15 protein-coding genes are annotated in these 16,081 nt (G+C 73.4%); 10 read left to right on the top strand and 5 right to left on the bottom strand.

Annotated features, from left to right (window positions below; all coding sequences use genetic code 11):
- Positions 1-259 precede the first annotated feature (259 nt).
- The 3 genes from clpB (at position 260) to ABEA04_RS20340 (ending at position 4,710) form a co-directional block, all read left to right on the top strand.
- The gene (clpB, locus tag ABEA04_RS20350) at positions 260-2,860 is read left to right on the top strand and encodes an ATP-dependent chaperone ClpB (RefSeq protein ID WP_345463198.1); all 2,601 of its coding nucleotides are present in this window, start codon (positions 260-262) and stop codon (positions 2,858-2,860) included.
- A gap of 175 nt (positions 2,861-3,035) precedes the next feature.
- Positions 3,036-3,494, top strand: a complete 459-nt coding sequence (locus ABEA04_RS20345; RefSeq protein WP_345463195.1) for a DUF4189 domain-containing protein — start codon at positions 3,036-3,038, stop codon at positions 3,492-3,494.
- A gap of 94 nt (positions 3,495-3,588) precedes the next feature.
- Positions 3,589-4,710, top strand: a complete 1,122-nt coding sequence (locus ABEA04_RS20340) for a hypothetical protein (RefSeq protein WP_345463192.1) — start codon at positions 3,589-3,591, stop codon at positions 4,708-4,710.
- Positions 4,711-4,763: 53 nt separating this feature from the next.
- Here ABEA04_RS20340 and gndA read toward each other — a convergent pair whose 3' ends face one another.
- The 4 genes from gndA to ABEA04_RS20320 form a co-directional block, all read right to left on the bottom strand.
- A complete protein-coding gene (gene gndA, locus ABEA04_RS20335; RefSeq protein ID WP_345463189.1) occupies positions 4,764-6,245 on the bottom strand; it encodes an NADP-dependent phosphogluconate dehydrogenase in 1,482 nt (493 codons plus the stop codon).
- On the bottom strand, positions 6,229-6,642 hold the full coding sequence (locus ABEA04_RS20330) for a lipopolysaccharide assembly protein LapA domain-containing protein (protein ID WP_345463186.1): 414 nt from the start codon (positions 6,640-6,642) through the stop codon (positions 6,229-6,231). The genes gndA and ABEA04_RS20330 overlap by 17 nt, the downstream gene beginning before the upstream one ends.
- 436 nt (positions 6,643-7,078) lie before the next feature.
- Positions 7,079-7,717: an alpha-ketoglutarate-dependent dioxygenase AlkB gene (locus ABEA04_RS20325; protein ID WP_425577057.1), complete on the bottom strand. Its 639-nt coding sequence runs from the start codon at positions 7,715-7,717 to the stop codon at positions 7,079-7,081.
- Between the two features lie 159 nt (positions 7,718-7,876).
- Positions 7,877-8,851, bottom strand: coding sequence for a glycoside hydrolase family 19 protein (locus ABEA04_RS20320; protein ID WP_345463183.1), 975 nt, complete (start codon positions 8,849-8,851; stop codon positions 7,877-7,879).
- A gap of 152 nt (positions 8,852-9,003) precedes the next feature.
- Between ABEA04_RS20320 and ABEA04_RS20315 the strand changes: the two genes are divergently transcribed.
- The 3 genes from ABEA04_RS20315 to ABEA04_RS20305 all read left to right on the top strand — a co-directional run bounded on the left by ABEA04_RS20315 (position 9,004) and on the right by ABEA04_RS20305 (position 13,109).
- Entirely contained in the window at positions 9,004-9,765 is a 762-nt protein-coding gene (locus tag ABEA04_RS20315) for an ABC transporter ATP-binding protein (protein ID WP_345463180.1), read from the top strand.
- On the top strand, positions 9,762-12,314 hold the full coding sequence (locus tag ABEA04_RS20310; RefSeq protein ID WP_345463177.1) for an ABC transporter permease: 2,553 nt from the start codon (positions 9,762-9,764) through the stop codon (positions 12,312-12,314). The genes ABEA04_RS20315 and ABEA04_RS20310 overlap by 4 nt, the downstream gene beginning before the upstream one ends.
- Positions 12,315-12,386: 72 nt before the next feature.
- Positions 12,387-13,109 (top strand): GntR family transcriptional regulator, encoded by a 723-nt coding sequence (locus tag ABEA04_RS20305; RefSeq protein ID WP_345463174.1) that lies wholly within the window; start codon positions 12,387-12,389, stop codon positions 13,107-13,109.
- Between the two features lie 431 nt (positions 13,110-13,540).
- Here the strand turns inward: ABEA04_RS20305 and ABEA04_RS20300 are convergent, their stop codons facing one another.
- Positions 13,541-13,891: a hypothetical protein gene (locus ABEA04_RS20300; RefSeq protein WP_345463171.1), complete on the bottom strand. Its 351-nt coding sequence runs from the start codon at positions 13,889-13,891 to the stop codon at positions 13,541-13,543.
- 71 nt (positions 13,892-13,962) lie between these two features.
- Here ABEA04_RS20300 and ABEA04_RS20295 point away from each other — a divergent pair, with 71 nt between their 5' ends.
- Genes ABEA04_RS20295 through ABEA04_RS20280 form a run of 4 tightly spaced genes read left to right on the top strand, consistent with a single transcriptional unit; the run spans position 13,963 to position 16,079 of the window.
- On the top strand, positions 13,963-14,325 hold the full coding sequence (locus ABEA04_RS20295) for a hypothetical protein (RefSeq protein ID WP_345463168.1): 363 nt from the start codon (positions 13,963-13,965) through the stop codon (positions 14,323-14,325).
- Positions 14,325-15,080, top strand: coding sequence for a hypothetical protein (locus ABEA04_RS20290; protein WP_345463165.1), 756 nt, complete (start codon positions 14,325-14,327; stop codon positions 15,078-15,080). The genes ABEA04_RS20295 and ABEA04_RS20290 overlap by 1 nt, the downstream gene beginning before the upstream one ends.
- 10 nt (positions 15,081-15,090) lie before the next feature.
- Positions 15,091-15,822 carry a copper homeostasis protein CutC gene (locus ABEA04_RS20285; protein WP_345463162.1) on the top strand — a complete coding sequence of 244 codons (732 nt, stop codon included), beginning with the start codon at positions 15,091-15,093 and terminating at the stop codon, positions 15,820-15,822.
- Positions 15,819-16,079 carry a DUF4031 domain-containing protein gene (locus tag ABEA04_RS20280; RefSeq protein WP_345463159.1) on the top strand — a complete coding sequence of 87 codons (261 nt, stop codon included), beginning with the start codon at positions 15,819-15,821 and terminating at the stop codon, positions 16,077-16,079. The genes ABEA04_RS20285 and ABEA04_RS20280 overlap by 4 nt, the downstream gene beginning before the upstream one ends.
- The last annotated feature ends 2 nt before the right edge of the window (positions 16,080-16,081 follow it).

Raw genomic sequence — 16,081 nt, 5'->3', positions numbered from 1 at the left:
GGAGCCCGTTCGACGAGATTGACCGGCCTGTTGACTGATCTGGACAGAGAATTATCACGCGGCACGGCGCCTCGGCATCCCCCTCGGCCGGGAACGTCGGACCAAGGCCGGGTGACCAGACTTGAGTGGAACAGACTCAACTTCGGTGGTGTTGAATCGCTGACCACCCGCCGCCGGAGCCGTCACACTGGGCGCACCCGGCTCGGATCCCGGTCACGCCCCACCGTCGCCGCAGGACACGTCGTTCAGGAGCCGCCGCATGAGCCAGGTCCCCCTGGAGAAGTTCACCACCAAGAGCCGCGAGGCGATCGCCGCCGCCCAACTGTCGGCGACGACGTCCGGCCACAGCACGATGGAGCCGGTGCACCTGCTGGTCGCGCTGCTGCGCGACCAGGAGGGCTCGGCCCGCACGCTCGTCACCAAGGCCGGGGTCGATGCCGCCGGCCTGCTCGCCTCGGCCGAGTCCGCGCTCGCCGCGCTGCCGCGCGCGAGCGGCGCCACGGTCAAGCAGCCCAAGACCACCCCCGCGCTCGTGCGGGTGCTCGCCGCCGCCCTCGACCTCGCCGCCGGCATGAAGGACGAGTTCGTCAGCACCGAGCACCTGCTCATCGCCCTCGCCGGCACCGAGTCGGGCGCCCAGCAGGTGCTCACCGGCGCCGGGCTCACCGAGAAGGGCCTGCGCGAGGGCCTCACCGCGATGCGCGGCAACCGCCGGGTCACCAGCGAGGACGCCGAGTCGACCTGGGAGGCGCTCGAGAAGTACTCCGTCGACCTCACCGCCGCCGCCGAGGAGGGCGCCCTCGACCCCGTCATCGGCCGCGACTCCGAGATCCGCCGGGTCGTGCAGGTGCTCTCGCGGCGCACCAAGAACAACCCCGTGCTCATCGGCGAGCCCGGCGTCGGCAAGACCGCCGTCGTCGAGGGCCTGGCCCAGCGCGTCGTCGACGGCGACGTCCCCGACTCGCTCAAGGGACGCCGCGTGCTCAGCCTCGACCTCGCCGCCATGGTCGCCGGCGCGAAGTACCGCGGCGAGTTCGAGGAGCGCCTCAAGGCCGTCCTGGAGGAGATCAAGGACGCCGGCGGCCAGGTCATCACCTTCATCGACGAGCTGCACACCGTCGTCGGCGCGGGCGCCGGCGGCGACTCCGCCATGGACGCCGGCAACATGCTCAAGCCCATGCTCGCGCGCGGCGAGCTGCACATGATCGGCGCGACCACCCTCGACGAGTACCGCGAGCGCGTCGAGAAGGACCCCGCCCTCGAGCGCCGCTTCCAGCAGGTCTTCGTCGGCGAGCCGTCCGTCGAGGACACCATCCAGATCCTGCGCGGCATCCGCGAGAAGTACGAGGCCCACCACAAGGTGCGCATCCTCGACGCCGCGCTGGTCGCCGCCGCGAGCCTGTCCGACCGCTACATCACCGGGCGTCAGCTGCCCGACAAGGCCATCGACCTCGTCGACGAGGCCAGCTCGCGGCTCAAGATGGAGATCGAGTCCTCGCCGGAGGAGATCGACCAGCTGCGCCGCCAGGTCGACCGGCTGAAGATGGAGGAGTTCGCCCTCGCCAACGAGACCGACGACGCCTCCGTCGAGCGCCTGGCCGCCCTGCGCGCCGACCTGGCCGACAAGGAGGAGGCGCTGCGCGCGCTCGTCGCCCGGTGGGAATCCGAGAAGGCCAGCCGCGAGGGCGAGGGCGAGCTGCGCGCCCAGCTCGACCAGCTGCGCATCGAGGCCGAGCGGCTGCAGCGCGAGGGCGACCTCGGCGGCGCCAGCGCCATCCTCTACGGCCGCATCCCCGAGCTCGAGCAGCAGATCGCCGCCGCCGAGGCCGCCGAGGACGCCGCCGACGGCGACCTCGACCCGCTCGTCGGCGACGCCGTCGGGCCCGAGCAGATCGCCGAGGTCGTCGAGGCCTGGACCGGCATCCCCACCGGCCGGATGCTCGAGGGCGAGACCGCCAAGCTGCTGCGCATGGAGGACGTCATCGGCGAGCGGCTGATCGGGCAGCGCGACGCCGTCCGCGCGGTCAGCGACGCCGTCCGCCGCTCGCGGGCCGGGCTGTCCGACCCCAACCGGCCCACCGGCTCGTTCCTGTTCCTGGGCCCCACGGGCACCGGCAAGACCGAGCTGGCGCGCTCGCTGGCCGACTTCCTCTTCGACGACGAGCGCGCGATGGTGCGCGTCGACATGAGCGAGTACTCCGAGAAGCACTCGGTGGCCCGGCTCGTCGGCGCCCCTCCGGGCTACGTCGGCTACGACCAGGGCGGTCAGCTCACCGAGGCGGTGCGCCGGCGTCCCTACTCGGTCGTGCTGCTCGACGAGGTCGAGAAGGCGCACCCCGAGATCTTCGACGTGCTGCTGCAGGTGCTCGACGACGGCCGCCTCACCGACGGCCAGGGCCGCACCGTCGACTTCCGCAACACGCTGTTGATCCTCACCTCCAACCTCGGCTCGACCTACCTGGTCGACCCGGCGCTGGACGCGGAGAAGAAGCGCGAGTCGGTGATCTCGGTGGTGCGCTCGAGCTTCAAGCCCGAGTTCCTCAACCGGCTCGACGAGATCGTGCTGTTCGAGGCGCTGAGCAAGGAGGCGCTCACCCACATCGTCGACCTGCAGCTCGGCCTGCTCTCGAAGCGGCTCGCCTCGCGCCGGGTGACGATCGAGGTCACCGACGCCGCCAAGACGTGGCTGGCCGACGTCGGTTACGACCCGGCCTACGGGGCGCGGCCGCTGCGTCGCCTGGTGCAGTCGGCCATAGGCGACCCGCTGGCCAAGCTGCTCATCAGCGGGCAGGTGCCCGACGGCGGCGCCGTGCGGGTCGACGCGGCCGAGGGTGGCGGGCTGACGCTCTCCGGCGGGTGAGGCGGGGCCGAGGTGGGGCCGAGCCGCGGGCCCGAGATGTGACGAGGTGGTGGCGTCTCCCGAGGGATGAGTACGCGGGAGGGTTGACCGGGCCATCATCGGGCACAGTCTCGGCCGGCGGCCCGCTCCGGCGGGCCGGCTTCCGCTCTCTCCACGAACACGAAGGACGACCACCGTGACCACTGCACGCCGCTCCGCCCGTCGCACCCTCGCCGGCCTGGTCCTCGCGATCAGCGCCGCCCTGGCCTTCACCATGACCGCCGCCGTCACCACCTCGGCGTCCGCGGCCCCCGCGCCCGAGTCCACGGTCGCCGCCAAGGCCCCCCGCGCCTACTACGGCGCCATCGCCATGGCCAACGACGGCGCCTGGGGCGTCGCCTACGACTACCGCACCCGCGCCGGCGCCTACGACCGGGCGCTCAAGGGCTGCCGCAAGAACGCCGCCTACCCCGGCACCTGCCGCAAGATCGGCTGGGTCCGCAACGCGTGCGGCGCCGTCGCCGCCAAGTTCAACAGCCGCGGCTTCGTGACCCGCTACAAGTACGGCTTCGCCGCCACCAAGGTGGGAGCCAAGCGCAAGGCCCGCGCCAACTTCGGTGGCCGCATCGTCACCTGGGTCTGCACCACCCGCTGAGCCCCGCCGGCCCCGGCCGGCCTGCAGCGCACAGGGCCACCACCCGTCACGGGTGGTGGCCCTTCGCGTTGGCCCGACCTGGACAATGGCCACGATGAGCGAGAAGCCGGTACGACCCAGCCAGACCTCGCTGAGCGGCTGGCTCGTCGTGCTCGGCTCCGTCTTCGTCGTGCTCGGCGCCTTCGAGCGGGTCGCGACGCTCGGCTCCATCGAGTCGCAGCAGGCCGCCGCCGACGCGCTCGACCGGGCGCCGTCCACCGGCTTCGACCTCAGCGTGGACGACGTGCAGCTCGCCCTGCACGTGATGGCGGTGGTCGCCGGCGGCCTGGCCACCCTCACCGGCGCTGCGGGCTGGCTGGTGCTGCGCCGCTCCCGCGAGGCGCGGGTCGTGCTGAGCGTGGCCGCGCCGCTCCTGGTGCTCGCCGGGCTCGGGGTGAGCCCGTTCGCCGCGATGCTGGTGGCGGCCGCCACGGTGATGCTGTGGGTGCAGCCCTCGCGGGCGTGGCTCGCGGGGCAGCCGGTGCCCGTGCCCGCCGGTGCGGGGGACGGACGCGCCGAGCGGCAGGTCGAGCGCCCCGCGGAGACCCCCGCCGAGCGACCCGCCGAGCCGGTCCAGACCCCCGGCCCGCCTCACCCTCCCGCGCCGGGTCCCTCTGGCACCATGTCCGCCATGACGTACAACCCGGGCTCCGAGTCCTACCCGCCGCCCCCGCAGTACGGCGGCGGCAACCCCTACGGCGGCTCGGGCGCCCCGACGAAGCGGCCCGGCACCGTCACGGCGGCCGCCATCATCACGATGGTCTTCGGCGCGCTGACCACGCTCGGCTGCGGCATCCTCGGCCTCACGCTGCTGCTGGCCGACAAGAGCGACGTCATCAACGACCTGCAGGACCGGCTGGGCGACCAGAGCACCTTCGACGACTACTCGTTCGAGGACTGGGAGAACGTGCTGAGCGCCGCCGGCATCATCTTCCTGGTGCTCGCGGTCTGGGCGCTGATCTCGATCGCGCTCGCCGTCGGCGCGATGCGCGGCTCGAACGGCGCGCGCATCATGCTCATCATCTCGGCCGGCGTCTCGATCGTCGTCAGCCTGGTCGGCACGCTGATCTTCCTGTTCCCGGGCCTGAACCTGATCGCGGCCATCGCCGTCATCGTGCTGCTGTTCACCGGCGGCGCCGGCGACTGGTACCGGGCGAAGAAGAACGCCCGCGCCTGAGGCGCGGGCGTCCGACTCGCTGACGGTCGGGCCGGTGGCCCGACAGGGTCGGGTCAGGCCTCGGTCTCGCTGAGGTCGCCGGCCCACAGGGTGTGGAACGTGCCCTCGCGGTCGACACGCTGGTAGGTGTGCGCGCCGAAGTTGTCGCGCAGTGCCTGGATGAGCGCGGCGGGCAGGCGCTCGCGGCGCAGGCCGTCGAAGTAGGCCAGCGACGAGCTGAACGCCGGGGTCGGGACGCCGGTGCGCGCGGCCGTCGCCACGACGTCGCGCCAGGCGTCGACGCCCTCCTTGACCGCGGTGGCGAAGTACTCGGTCGTCAGCAGCGTGGTGAGGTCGGGCTCGGCCGCGTAGGCCTCGGTGATGCGACCGAGGAAGCGCGCCCGGATGATGCAGCCGTCGCGCCAGATCTTGGCGACCTGGCCGAGGTCGACGTCCCAGCCGTGCTCCTCGGCACCCTTGGCGATCTGGTCGAAGCCCTGCGCGTAGGCCACGATCTTCGAGGCGTAGAGCGCCTTCTGCACGGCGTCGACGAACTCGTCGCGGTCGCGGTCGACCCGCTCGCCCTCGGGCGAGGTCGAGTAGACCTCACGCGCGGCGGCCCGCTGGTCGGCGTGGCCCGACAGGCTGCGCGCGAACGTGGCCTCGGCGATGCCGGTGATCGGGACGCCGAGGTCGAGGGCGCTCTGCACGGTCCAGCGGCCGGTGCCCTTCTGCTCGGCGGCGTCCTGGACGACGTCGACGAACGGCTGACCGGTCGCGGCGTCGGTGTGGCGCAGCACGTCGGCGGTCATCTGGATCAGGAACGACTCCAGCTCGCCCTCGTTCCACTGCTTGAAGACGTCGGCGATCTCGGCCGGGCTGAGCCCGAGCACCGAGCGCAGCAGGTCGTAGGACTCCGCGATCAGCTGCATGTCGGCGTACTCGATGCCGTTGTGCACCATCTTCACGAAGTGGCCGGCCCCGCCCTCGCCGACGTGGGCGCAGCACGGCTCGCCGTCCACCTGCGCGGCGATCGACTCCATGATCGGGCCGAGCCGCTCGTAGGCCTGGTCGGTGCCGCCGACCATGATCGAGGGCCCGTTCAGCGCCCCCACCTCGCCGCCGGAGACGCCGGTGCCGACGAAGTGCAGGCCGTGCTCCTTCAGCCGCTCCTCGCGGCGCAGGGTGTCGGCGTAGTGGGCGTTGCCGCAGTCGACGACGATGTCGCCGTCCTCGAGCAGCGGCACGAGGTCGTCGATGACGGCGTCGGTGCCCGGACCGGCCTTGACCATGACCAGCACCACGCGGGGCTTCTCGATCGCGGCCACGAAGTCCTCGAGCGACTCGGCGCCGACGAAGTCGCCCTCGTCACCGTGCTCCTCGAGCATGGCCGTCATCCGCGAGGTGGTGCGGTTGTGGACGGCGATGGTGTGCCCGTGGCGGGCGATGTTGCGGGCCAAATTCGAGCCCATCACCGCCAGGCCCGTGAGGCCGATGGTGGCGCGAGCAGTGCTCTCGCCCTGGGTGTCGTCGATGCCGTCAGCGGCGTCGTTCACGCTTGATCCTCCTGCGTAGCTGCATGATGCGGAGCGACCCGACCAGGGCCGCGATGGCCATGCCGACCGCCGCGGCGATCAGCAGCAGAACAGCGACCGGTGCGTTGCCGTCCAGCCATAGGAACTCGACCGGGGCCGAGTCGGTGTTCTGCAGCACGAAGACGACGAGCAGCAGGATCAGCACCAGGGCGACCACGACCCCGGTCCAGGCGCCGCTGGTGCGCGAGGACCGCAGCGGGTTCTCGTCCTTGGTCGGCGCGGACGCCGGCTCGGGGTGCGGCTCGGGGTGCGGCTCGGTGGTGGCCGTGGACGGCGCCGGCTCGGCCGGCGGCACCGTCCCGGGGTTCTCGCTCAGCGGCTCGGGCTCGCCCGTGGCCGGTGGCGGCGGTTGGCTCATGTCCCGAACCTAGCCCTCGGCGCGGCGCCCGGCGTCCACCCGCTCGTGGGTGAGACCTGGGCGGTCGCTGGTCGGGCAACGAGCGCCAGCGAGCGTCGTCGGGACCACGGGGCGTCCACGGGAACGGCACCACACGGACCCTGGGCTCGTCGAAGGGCGTCGGTCACGGTCCCTGAGCCTGTCGAAGGGCGTCGGTCACGGTCCCTGAGCCTGTCGAAGGGCGTCGGTCACGGTCCCTGAGCCTGTCGAAGGGCGTCGGCCACGGTCCCTGAGCCTGTCGAAGGGCGTCGGCCACGGTCCCTGAGCTTGTCGAAGGGCCTTCGGTGGCGTTCGCGTGGTCGTTGCGTGGTCTCGACACGCGCGTCACGACCTCGTTCCTCGGTCGTGGCGCTTGCTCGACCTCTTCTGACTCGCGTCTTCGCAGGCTCGGACGCGGTCAGAAGACATTGAACGGGCGGAACTGGACGCTGACGCGGGGCCCGGCGGAGGCCACCTTCGGCACCGCGTGCTCCCAGGTGCGCTGGCACGAGCCGCCCATGACGACGAGGTCGCCGTGACCCATCGTGACCACGATCGACTCCCCGCCCTCGTCGCGCTCGCGCGGGCGCAGCGCGAGCTTGCGCGGGTCGCCGACCGAGACGATGGCGACCATCGTGTCGTGGGTCGAGCCGCGGCCGATGGTGTCGCCGTGCCAGGCCACGGAGTCGCGGCCGTCGCGGTAGTAGCAGCAGCCCGCCGTCCGGAACGGCTCGCCGAGCTCGGCGGCGTAGTGGGCCGTGAGTGCGTCGCGCGCCGCCTCGAGCGTCGGGTGGGGGAGCGTCTCGCCGATCATGTAGGTGTGCACCAGCCGGGGGACGTCGACCAGCCGGTCGTACATCTGGCGCCGCTCGGCGCGCCACGGCACCTCGCGCACCAGGGCCTCGAGCACCTCGTCGGCGTCGGGCAGCCACGAGCGGCCCACGTCGACCCACGCCCCGTGGCTGAGCTCGCGCCGCTCGATGCGACCGGTGTCGAGCCCCGTCGGGCCGTCGGCGCCGGCCGGGGCCGGCTCGAACAGCGTCGCCTGGAAGTCCACGCGCCGATCGTACGCCGCGTTCGAACACCTGAGCGAACGTGACGGGCGCGTCGACGGGCGGCGGGTCCACTGCGACTACCTCACCGACAGGCGCACTCGCCCGCCTCTACACGGGCGGGTCAGTGCATCCGACGGTGAGGTAGTCGCGCTTGGACGGCGTCAGCGGGTGCGGGCGACCCGCTTCAGCTCGCGCATCTCGTCGGCGAACTGCTCGCGCGACTGGTCGCGGGTGAAGCCGGTGCCGCCGCCGCGGGCCGGTCGCACGCAGTTGACCCCGGACGGCACCGAGCCGGTGAGGTAGGCGAGCGCGGCCTTGAAGTCGTCGCACCGCTCGACGTCCTCGTCGGGGTCGGTGGCGTAGCCGATGGCGTCGTCGACCGCGCCCATGTCGAGCGCGTCGGCCAGCGGGTTGATGTCGCGGGCCACGGTCCAGTACCAGCGCGCTATCGGGGCGCTGTGGTCGAGGGACGACGCCAGGCCGGGGTTGCCGAGCAGGTCGATGCCGAGGTAGTCGCCGGCGTCGGAGTAGTTGAAGTCGCCGGTGAGCTGGATGTAGCCGCGACCGGTGTAGGTGGCCCCGCCCGCCTGCACCGCGTTGTAGCGGAACGTCGACTCGTTGGCCAGCGTGGCCAGGAAGGCCGCCTGGCGCGGCGCGGTGGTGATGCCCGCGGCGACCATCTCGGCGTTCAGGCTCGGCAGGCCGGTCTCGACCGTCGCCTGGTCGGCCACCTTGCCCGGGAACATCGCGACGAGGTCGGCGTAGGTGATCGCGCCCACCGGCTCGGGGTCGGTGCCGCCGCACACCGGGACGCCGGGCAGCTGGCTCTCGGGGACGTCGACGTAGGCGACGGTGACGTAGCCGCCCTTGCTCGGCACGTGCGCCCACCACTCGCTGTCGGCGCCGTCGAGCACCACCCGCTCGCCCCGCTTCTGGCAGTCGACCCCGATGGTCTCGCCGGGGGCCAGCGTCGTCACGACGGCCGACGCCGTGGTGGCGTCGGCCCGCACCCGCACCCCCGAGCCGTAGGTCGGGAAGTCGGCGGCCTGCGCGGGAGCGGCGGGGACGATCGCCAGCACCGGCAGGGCCAGCCCGAGGGCGCAGAGCAGCATCCTGAGCAGTCGCGAGGTGGTCACCACCTCACCCTCACCCCCACGCCGCCCGGACGGCGTCCGGGCAAACCCTTGCGTCCGCCCGGGGCCGGCGCGTGCCACCCCGACGCACCACCGGGGGAGTACTCGGGGTGATCCCCGTGGCGCCGCCCCCGGTCGTCGGGGAGGCTGGGCGCATGAGCACCCCCGTCCCAGCGGCACGCGTCGTCGGGCTCACCAAGACCTACGGCGAGGGCGAGGCCACGGTCCGGGCCCTCGACGACGTCACCCTCGACCTCCACGCCGGGGAGTTCACCGCCGTCATGGGCCCGAGCGGCTCGGGCAAGTCGACGCTGATGCACGTGTGCGCGGCCCTCGACTCCGCCACCGACGGCGAGGTCTGGATCGGCGAGCGCGAGATCGGCTCGCTCGGCGACAAGCAGCTCACGATCCTGCGTCGTGAGGAGATCGGCTTCGTCTTCCAGTCCTTCAACCTGGTGCCGACGCTGACGGCCGAGGAGAACATCCTGCTGCCGCTCGCCATCGCCGGCCGCAAGCCGGACGCCGACTGGTTCGACTCCGTCGTGGCCACCGTCGGGCTGCGCGACCGGCTCGGCCACAAGCCCAACGAGCTCTCCGGCGGCCAGCAGCAGCGCGTCGCCGTCGCCCGCGCGCTGGTGAGCCGGCCGCGCGTCGTCTTCGCCGACGAGCCCACCGGCAACCTCGACTCGACCTCGGGCGCCGAGGTGCTCGGGCTGCTCCGCGCGGCCGTCGACGACCACGGCCAGACGGTCGTCATGGTCACCCACGACCCGGTCGCCGCGGCCTACACCGACCGTGTCGTCTTCCTCGCCGACGGCCGTGTCGTCGACGAGGTGCGCGACCCCGACCGCGAGCGCGTGCTCGAGATCATGGCCACGATGACCGCCGCGGCCGCCGCAGGGGCCGAGAAGCGGTGATCAAGGCCGCGCTGAAGAGCCTGCTCGGCCGCAAGCTGCGGCTGCTGACGAGCACGTTCGCCATCGTGCTCGGCGTCGCGTTCGTCGTCGGCACCCTGCTGTTCTCCGACACCCTCAACCGCAGCTTCACCGCCCTCTTCGACGCCACCGTCGGCGACGTCGTCGTCCAGCCCGCCGAGGGCGAGGACGTCCTCCCCGGCGGCAGCACTGAGCTCACCGTGCCCGGCGACCTCGTCGACCGGCTCGCCGACGTGCCGGGCGCCGCGCGCGCCGACGGCCAGGTGGGCGTCGCCGGCGTCTACGTCATCGACTCCGACGGCAAGCCGATCGGCGGCTTCGGGCCGCCGGCCCTCGGCGGCAACTGGACCGACGCGCCCGCCGCCAACGGCCTGCCCGGCCTCGAGATCGTCGAGGGCCGCGCCCCCGAGGCACCCGGCGAGGTCGTGCTCGACGACCAGACCGCCGAGAAGTCGGGCTACGACCTCGGCGACACCGTCCCGATCATCACCGCCGACGCCGAGGCCCGCCTCGAGCCGACGCTGGTCGGCGTCTCGGGCTTCCCCGAGGGCGGATCGCTCAACGGGGCCTCCTTCGCGGCCTTCACCACCGAGGAGTCGCAGCGGCTGTTCCTCGACGGCAAGGACGTCTACAACGACATCTGGGTCACCGCCGAGGACGGCGTCTCGCAGGCCGACCTGCGCGACCGGGTCGCCGAGGTGCTGCCCGACGGCGTCGAGGCGGTCACCGGCGACGACGCCGCCGACGAGGGCGCCAGCGACCTGCTCGACGCCATCGGCTTCCTCACCACGTTCCTGCTGATCTTCGCCGGCATCGCCCTGGTCGTCGGCAGCTTCATCATCGTCAACACCTTCTCGATCCTGGTCGCGCAGCGCAGCCGCGAGCTCGCGCTGCTCCGCGCGCTCGGTGCCTCCAAGCGGCAGGTCGTGCGGTCGGTGCAGATCGAGGCGTTCGTGGTCGGGCTGCTCGGCGCCACGGCCGGGCTCGGGCTCGGCGTCCTGCTCGCGATGGGGCTGCGCACCCTGTTCGGCGCCTTCGGGCTCGACCTGACGGGCCAGCCGCTGGTCTTCGAGCCCCGCACCTTCCTCGCCGCCTACGTCGTCGGCATCACCGTCACCATGGTCGCCTCCTACTTCCCGGCCCGCCGCGCCTCGCGGATCGCGCCCGTGCAGGCCATGCGCGACGACATCGCGCTGCCGGAGGCCTCGCTGCGGCGCCGGTTCCGCCTCGGCCTCGCGCTCACCGTGCTCGGCGGCCTCATGCTGTTCGTCGGGCTCGCCGACGTCGTCGACCTCGGCAACGGCGGCTGGTGGACCGGCGGCGGCATCCTCGCCGTCCTGCTCGGCGTCACCGCGATGAGCCCGGTGCTCGCCGCGCCGATCCTGCTCGGCGCGCGACGGCTCTACGCGGCCACCTTCGGCTCCATCGGCAACCTCGCCGCCCAGAACGCGCTGCGCAACCCGCGCCGCACCGCCGCCACCGCGTCGGCGCTGATGATCGGGCTCGCGCTCGCCTGCGCGATGGCGATCATCGGCGACTCCGCCAAGGCCACCGTCGACAAGGCCGTGGCCCGCGACTTCACCGGCGACTACGTCGTCAGCAGCGTCTTCGGCGGCGAGTTCTCCGCCACGGTGGCCCGGCGGGTCGACCGGGTCGACGGCGTCGCGGACGTCGTCCAGCAGCGCGGCGACGTCGCCCGCTACGACGGCGACTTCGCCTTCGTGATCGCGATCGGCGCCGACGACCTCGACCTGATCGGCGTCGACGTCACCGCGGGCGAGCCCGACCTCGCCGACGGCACCGTGCTGCTCGACGAGGACTTCGCCCGCGACGAGGGCCTCGGCCCCGGCGACACCGCCACCTTCACCGTCGCCTCCGGCGACCGCGACCTCACCGTCGCCGGCACCTTCGCGCCCAACGCGCTGCTGCAGGCCACCGCGATCGTCTCGATCCCGACCTTCGAGCAGGCCGGCTACCCCGACCGCGACCGGCTGCTCATCGTCTACGCCGACGCCGACGCCGACGCCCCGCCCGGCCTGCAGCAGCGGCTCGACGACGCGCTCGCCGACCAACCCACCGTGACGGCCAAGGACCAGGACGCCTTCGCCGCCGAGCAGCGCGAGCCCATCGACCAGTTCGTGCTCATCATCTACGCCCTGCTCGGCCTCGCCCTGCTCATCGCGGTCCTCGGCATCGTCAACACCCTGGCGCTCTCGGTCATCGAGCGGACGCGCGAGGTGGGGCTGCTGCGCGCCATCGGCCTGACGCGCCGTCAGCTGCGGCTGATGATCACCCTCGAGTCGGTCGTCATCGCCTTCCTCGGGGCGGTGCTGGGCGTCGTCCTCGGCATCGGGTTCGGCATCGCCCTGATGTGGGCGGTGCGCGACGAGGGCCTCGACGTCATCAGCGTGCCGTTCGACCAGGTGGCGATCTTCCTCGCGCTCTCGATCGTCATCGGCGTCCTCGCCGCCGTCCTGCCCTCGCGCCGGGCCGCCCGGCTCGACGTGCTGCGCGCCATCGCCACCGAGTGACCTTCCGCACGCCCGTGTACCAGATGTGCGATTCGCCGGACGTGGCGGCCTTTCGTCCCTAGCCTTCGACGCGTGGATGACGTGCTGCTGCGTGACGGACGTGGGCTCAAGCACGTCGTCGTGCGCGAGTACGTGCGCGAGCTCGTCGCCGGCAGCGCACCCGGCTCGCCGGCGCCGTCCGAGCGTGAGCTGGTCACCCAGTTCGGCGTCGCCCGGATGACGGTGCGCCAGGCCCTCGACGCGCTCGTCGCCGAGGGGCTGCTCGAGCGCATCCCCGGCCGCGGCACCTTCGTGGCCCGGCCGCGCCGCGAGCCCACCCGCATCACCGGGTTCACCGAGGAGATGTCGCGCCGCGGCCTGCTGGCCGAGTCGCAGACCCTCGTCGCCCGCCGCGAGCAGGCTGGCCCCGGCGTGGCCCGCGCCCTCAACCTCACCGAGGGCGACGCCGTCATCCACTGGCGCCGCCTGCGCCGCGGGGACGCCGTCCCGGTGTGCCTCGAGGACAACTACCTCAACGAGATCCTGCTGCCCGGCTTCCTGCAGTCCGGCATGCCCACCAGCCTCTACGACGCCCTCTCCGCCCGCGGCCTGCGCCCCACCTGGGCCGAGGACTCCATCTCCGCCGACGTCGCCACCGCCGAGGAGGCCGACCTCCTCGAGATCGAGCCCGCCACCGTCGTCCTGCGCCACTCCCGCCGCGGCATGGTCGGCGACAAGATCGTCAACGTCTCCCGCAGCGTCTACCGCGCCGACCGCTTCACCCTCTGGCTCCAGCTCGGCGACGACGCCGACTGACTGGATGGTCGCTGCGGGTCGGCCGGTGCGGCCGCCCTCGCGCCATCGCTGCTCGCTGCCGCCGGCGTGGGCCCGCGAGGGGTCCCGCACCCCGGCCTCCCCTCCGCTCCTGCGCCCTGTGGTCCTGTCTCCGTCGGGTCGGGGCGCCTCATAGTGGGTTCAGTTCCGGCCGACCCTCCCCACCAACAGCACGCTGTCACGCTGGTCGAGGTGCGAGGCCGGTCACGGCCGAGCCTCGAGACCTCCGGCCACACATGCGAACGCACCCACACGGACCCTGAGCTCGTCGAAGGGACTCCGAGGCCGGCCAGCCCGGGCCGGGCGGCCCGGCCCGGGCCGACGAAACTGCGGGTTCTGCCACAAAGGTTCGTCGTAGAACCGGGAGTTTCACCACTTAAGTGGTGAAACTGCCGACCCTCGACGCCCGCGGGCTACGGCCGCTGGAGGAAGCCGAGGGCGGCGGCGATCTCGCCGGTCTCCTCGCAGACCCAGACGGGGTCGGGGCCGCCGAGGTCGGGCTGGATGTAGAGCGAGTGCGGGGGTCCGTCGTCGCACTGCAGGCAGACCGGCCAGCGGCCGACCGACTCGAGCAGGGCGTCCTGCACGTCCTGGGCCACCAGACCGGCCACGAACACGGCTCCCTCGGGCCACTGCGAGGCCCACCACTGGCGGGAGTCGCAGGCGTCCTCGAGCGCGGAGACGGCGTGGGGGGTGGCCAGCTTGCGGGCAGTGAGGTCCGCGAGCACGCGCGCTCGGGCCTCCAGCAGCAGGCGTTCGTCCACAGGCCCATTGTCCGGGCGTTTCAAGGGCGGGCCCCTCGGGGCAACCCACGACCCCGAGCCGAGGAGGACCCATGACCAGCTCCGACGACCAGATCGAGGTGGCCGACTGGGCCCATCTCGATGCCGCTACGACCGCGATGGACGACGTCGCCGCCGACCTGAGCGCGACCCTGCGGTACGCCGTCACCTGGATGTGCCGCCGCGACGGCTTCGCCCCCAGCCCGGTGTGCCTGCTGCGGCCCCTCGCCGAGGCGATGGACGTCGTCGCCGCGGCGCTCGACGAGGCCGGACGCCGCTACCTCGCCGACTGGCAGCGGGTGCGCGACGGAGTCGTCGTCGCGGCCGGCGAGCTGCGCGGCAGCGACGAGCGGGCCCGCGTGCGCTCCGCCGCGCTCGCCGAGGCCCTCGCCCACCTCGACGACGAGGCCGCCTGATGAGCGGCCCCGGGCTCGTCCTGGCGGGCCCCGACCTCGCCCCGCCGCCCGAGCAGCCCGACACGGTGCGCCACGACCCCACGTTCCGCGCCTGGGACGCGCAGGTGGGCGCCGTCCGCGACGTCGTCAACCGCGGAGTCGACGCCATCAACGCCTGCGGCTTCGACGTGCCGCGGCTGCCCGAGGGCAGCCTGCGCGACCTGCTGGTCGAGCCGCTGACCGGCGACCACGGCGTCATCCGGCAGAACGCCGTGGCGTGCGGCACCGTGCGCGACGCCCTGGTCACCGTCGCCGGCGAGCAGGCCCGGCTGGCCGGGTGGCTGGCGCCGTCGTGGGGCGGCCGGGCCGGCGCCGCCTGCCTGCTCGAGCTCGGGTCGCGCTCGCTCGCCACGCGCGCCCTCGGCGAGCTGGTCGCCCGCGCGGCCCCGGTCCTCGTCGAGGTCGCCGACTTCTGCGAGTGGCTCACCGTGCGGGTCGAGGCGCTGGTCGTCGAGCTGGGCGAGCTGGTGGCCCGGCTGGCCCGCCGCGTGCTGGCCCGGGTCTCGGGGCCGCTCGGCTGGGGCGTCTTCGCCGTCGAGCTGGCCACCCGCGGGCTCGAGCCCGTGCTCGACCTCGTGGACGACGTCCAGCGGGCCGTCGAGCTGGTCGAGACCCTGCTGACGCTGCAGGACACCGTGGCCGCGTGGGCGCAGCAGCAGCGTGACCGCGTCGAGACACTGCTCGACGTCCCCGAGGTGCTGGCCGCCATCGCCTAGGTTTCGCACCATGACCGACCTCGGTGGCGGGCCGCTGCTCGAGGTGGTGGTGCAGCACGACCGCGACGTGCCCGGCTGCCTCGAGGGCGGCGCCGACCGCATCACCCTCGACGTCGGCGGCCGCTCGCCCGACCTGCCCACCGCCTCGTCGGTGCTGCGCGCCGCCGGGGGCGAGGTCGCCGTCCGGGTCGTGCTGCGCCTCGACGACAGCTACACCACCAGCGGCGCCGGCCTGACCCGCATGGTCGGCCTGGCCGAGGAGTACCTCTCGCTCGGCGCTGACGGCGTCGTCCTCGGCTTCCTGGACGCCGACCTCGAGGTCGACGTCGAGACCACCGTCGCGTTGGCCCGCTCGCTGCCCGGCGTCCCGTGGACCTTCCACCGCGCCGTCGACCTCACCCTCGACCCGCGCCGCTCGTGGCGGCGGCTGCTGTTCCTGCCGGGGCTGACGGCGGTGGCCTCGGGCGGCTCGCCGCAGGGCCTCACGCACGGCTTCGACGACCTGCTGACGCTCGCGGCCGGCGACCCCGACGTCGCCCGGCTGCTGATGCCCGACGGCGACCTCACCCCCGAGCACGTGCCGTGGCTGACCCGCGCCGGCGTCCGGCAGTTCCGGGTCGGCCCGCAGGTGCGGCCCGGCGGCTCGCGCGACGCCGATCGCGCCTACGTCGACGGGTCGCTGGTGCGGTCGTGGCGCCGGCTGCTCGACGACGCCCCGCCGGCGGTCGCGGCCGTGCCGTGATCATCGTCGACCCGCCGGCCGTCGAGCGGTGGGGACGCCGCTGGTCGCACCTGGCCAGCGACACCTCCTTCGACGAGCTGCACGCCTTCGCCCGCGACCTCGGCATCCCCGAGCGCGGCTTCGACGGCGACCACTACGACGTCCCCGACGAGTTCTACGACCAGGTCGTCGCCGCCGGCGCCCACCCGGTCAGCTCGCGCGAGCTGGTGGCGCGGCTCGTCGCCGCCGGTCTGCGGCGTCGCAAGCGCCGCGCCTGAAC

This window comes from Nocardioides marinquilinus (genome assembly GCF_039543705.1).
Taxonomy (GTDB): domain Bacteria; phylum Actinomycetota; class Actinomycetes; order Propionibacteriales; family Nocardioidaceae; genus Nocardioides; species Nocardioides marinquilinus.
Note: the sequence above shows the minus strand (reverse complement) of the source record. Positions and strands in the feature narration are given on the sequence as shown.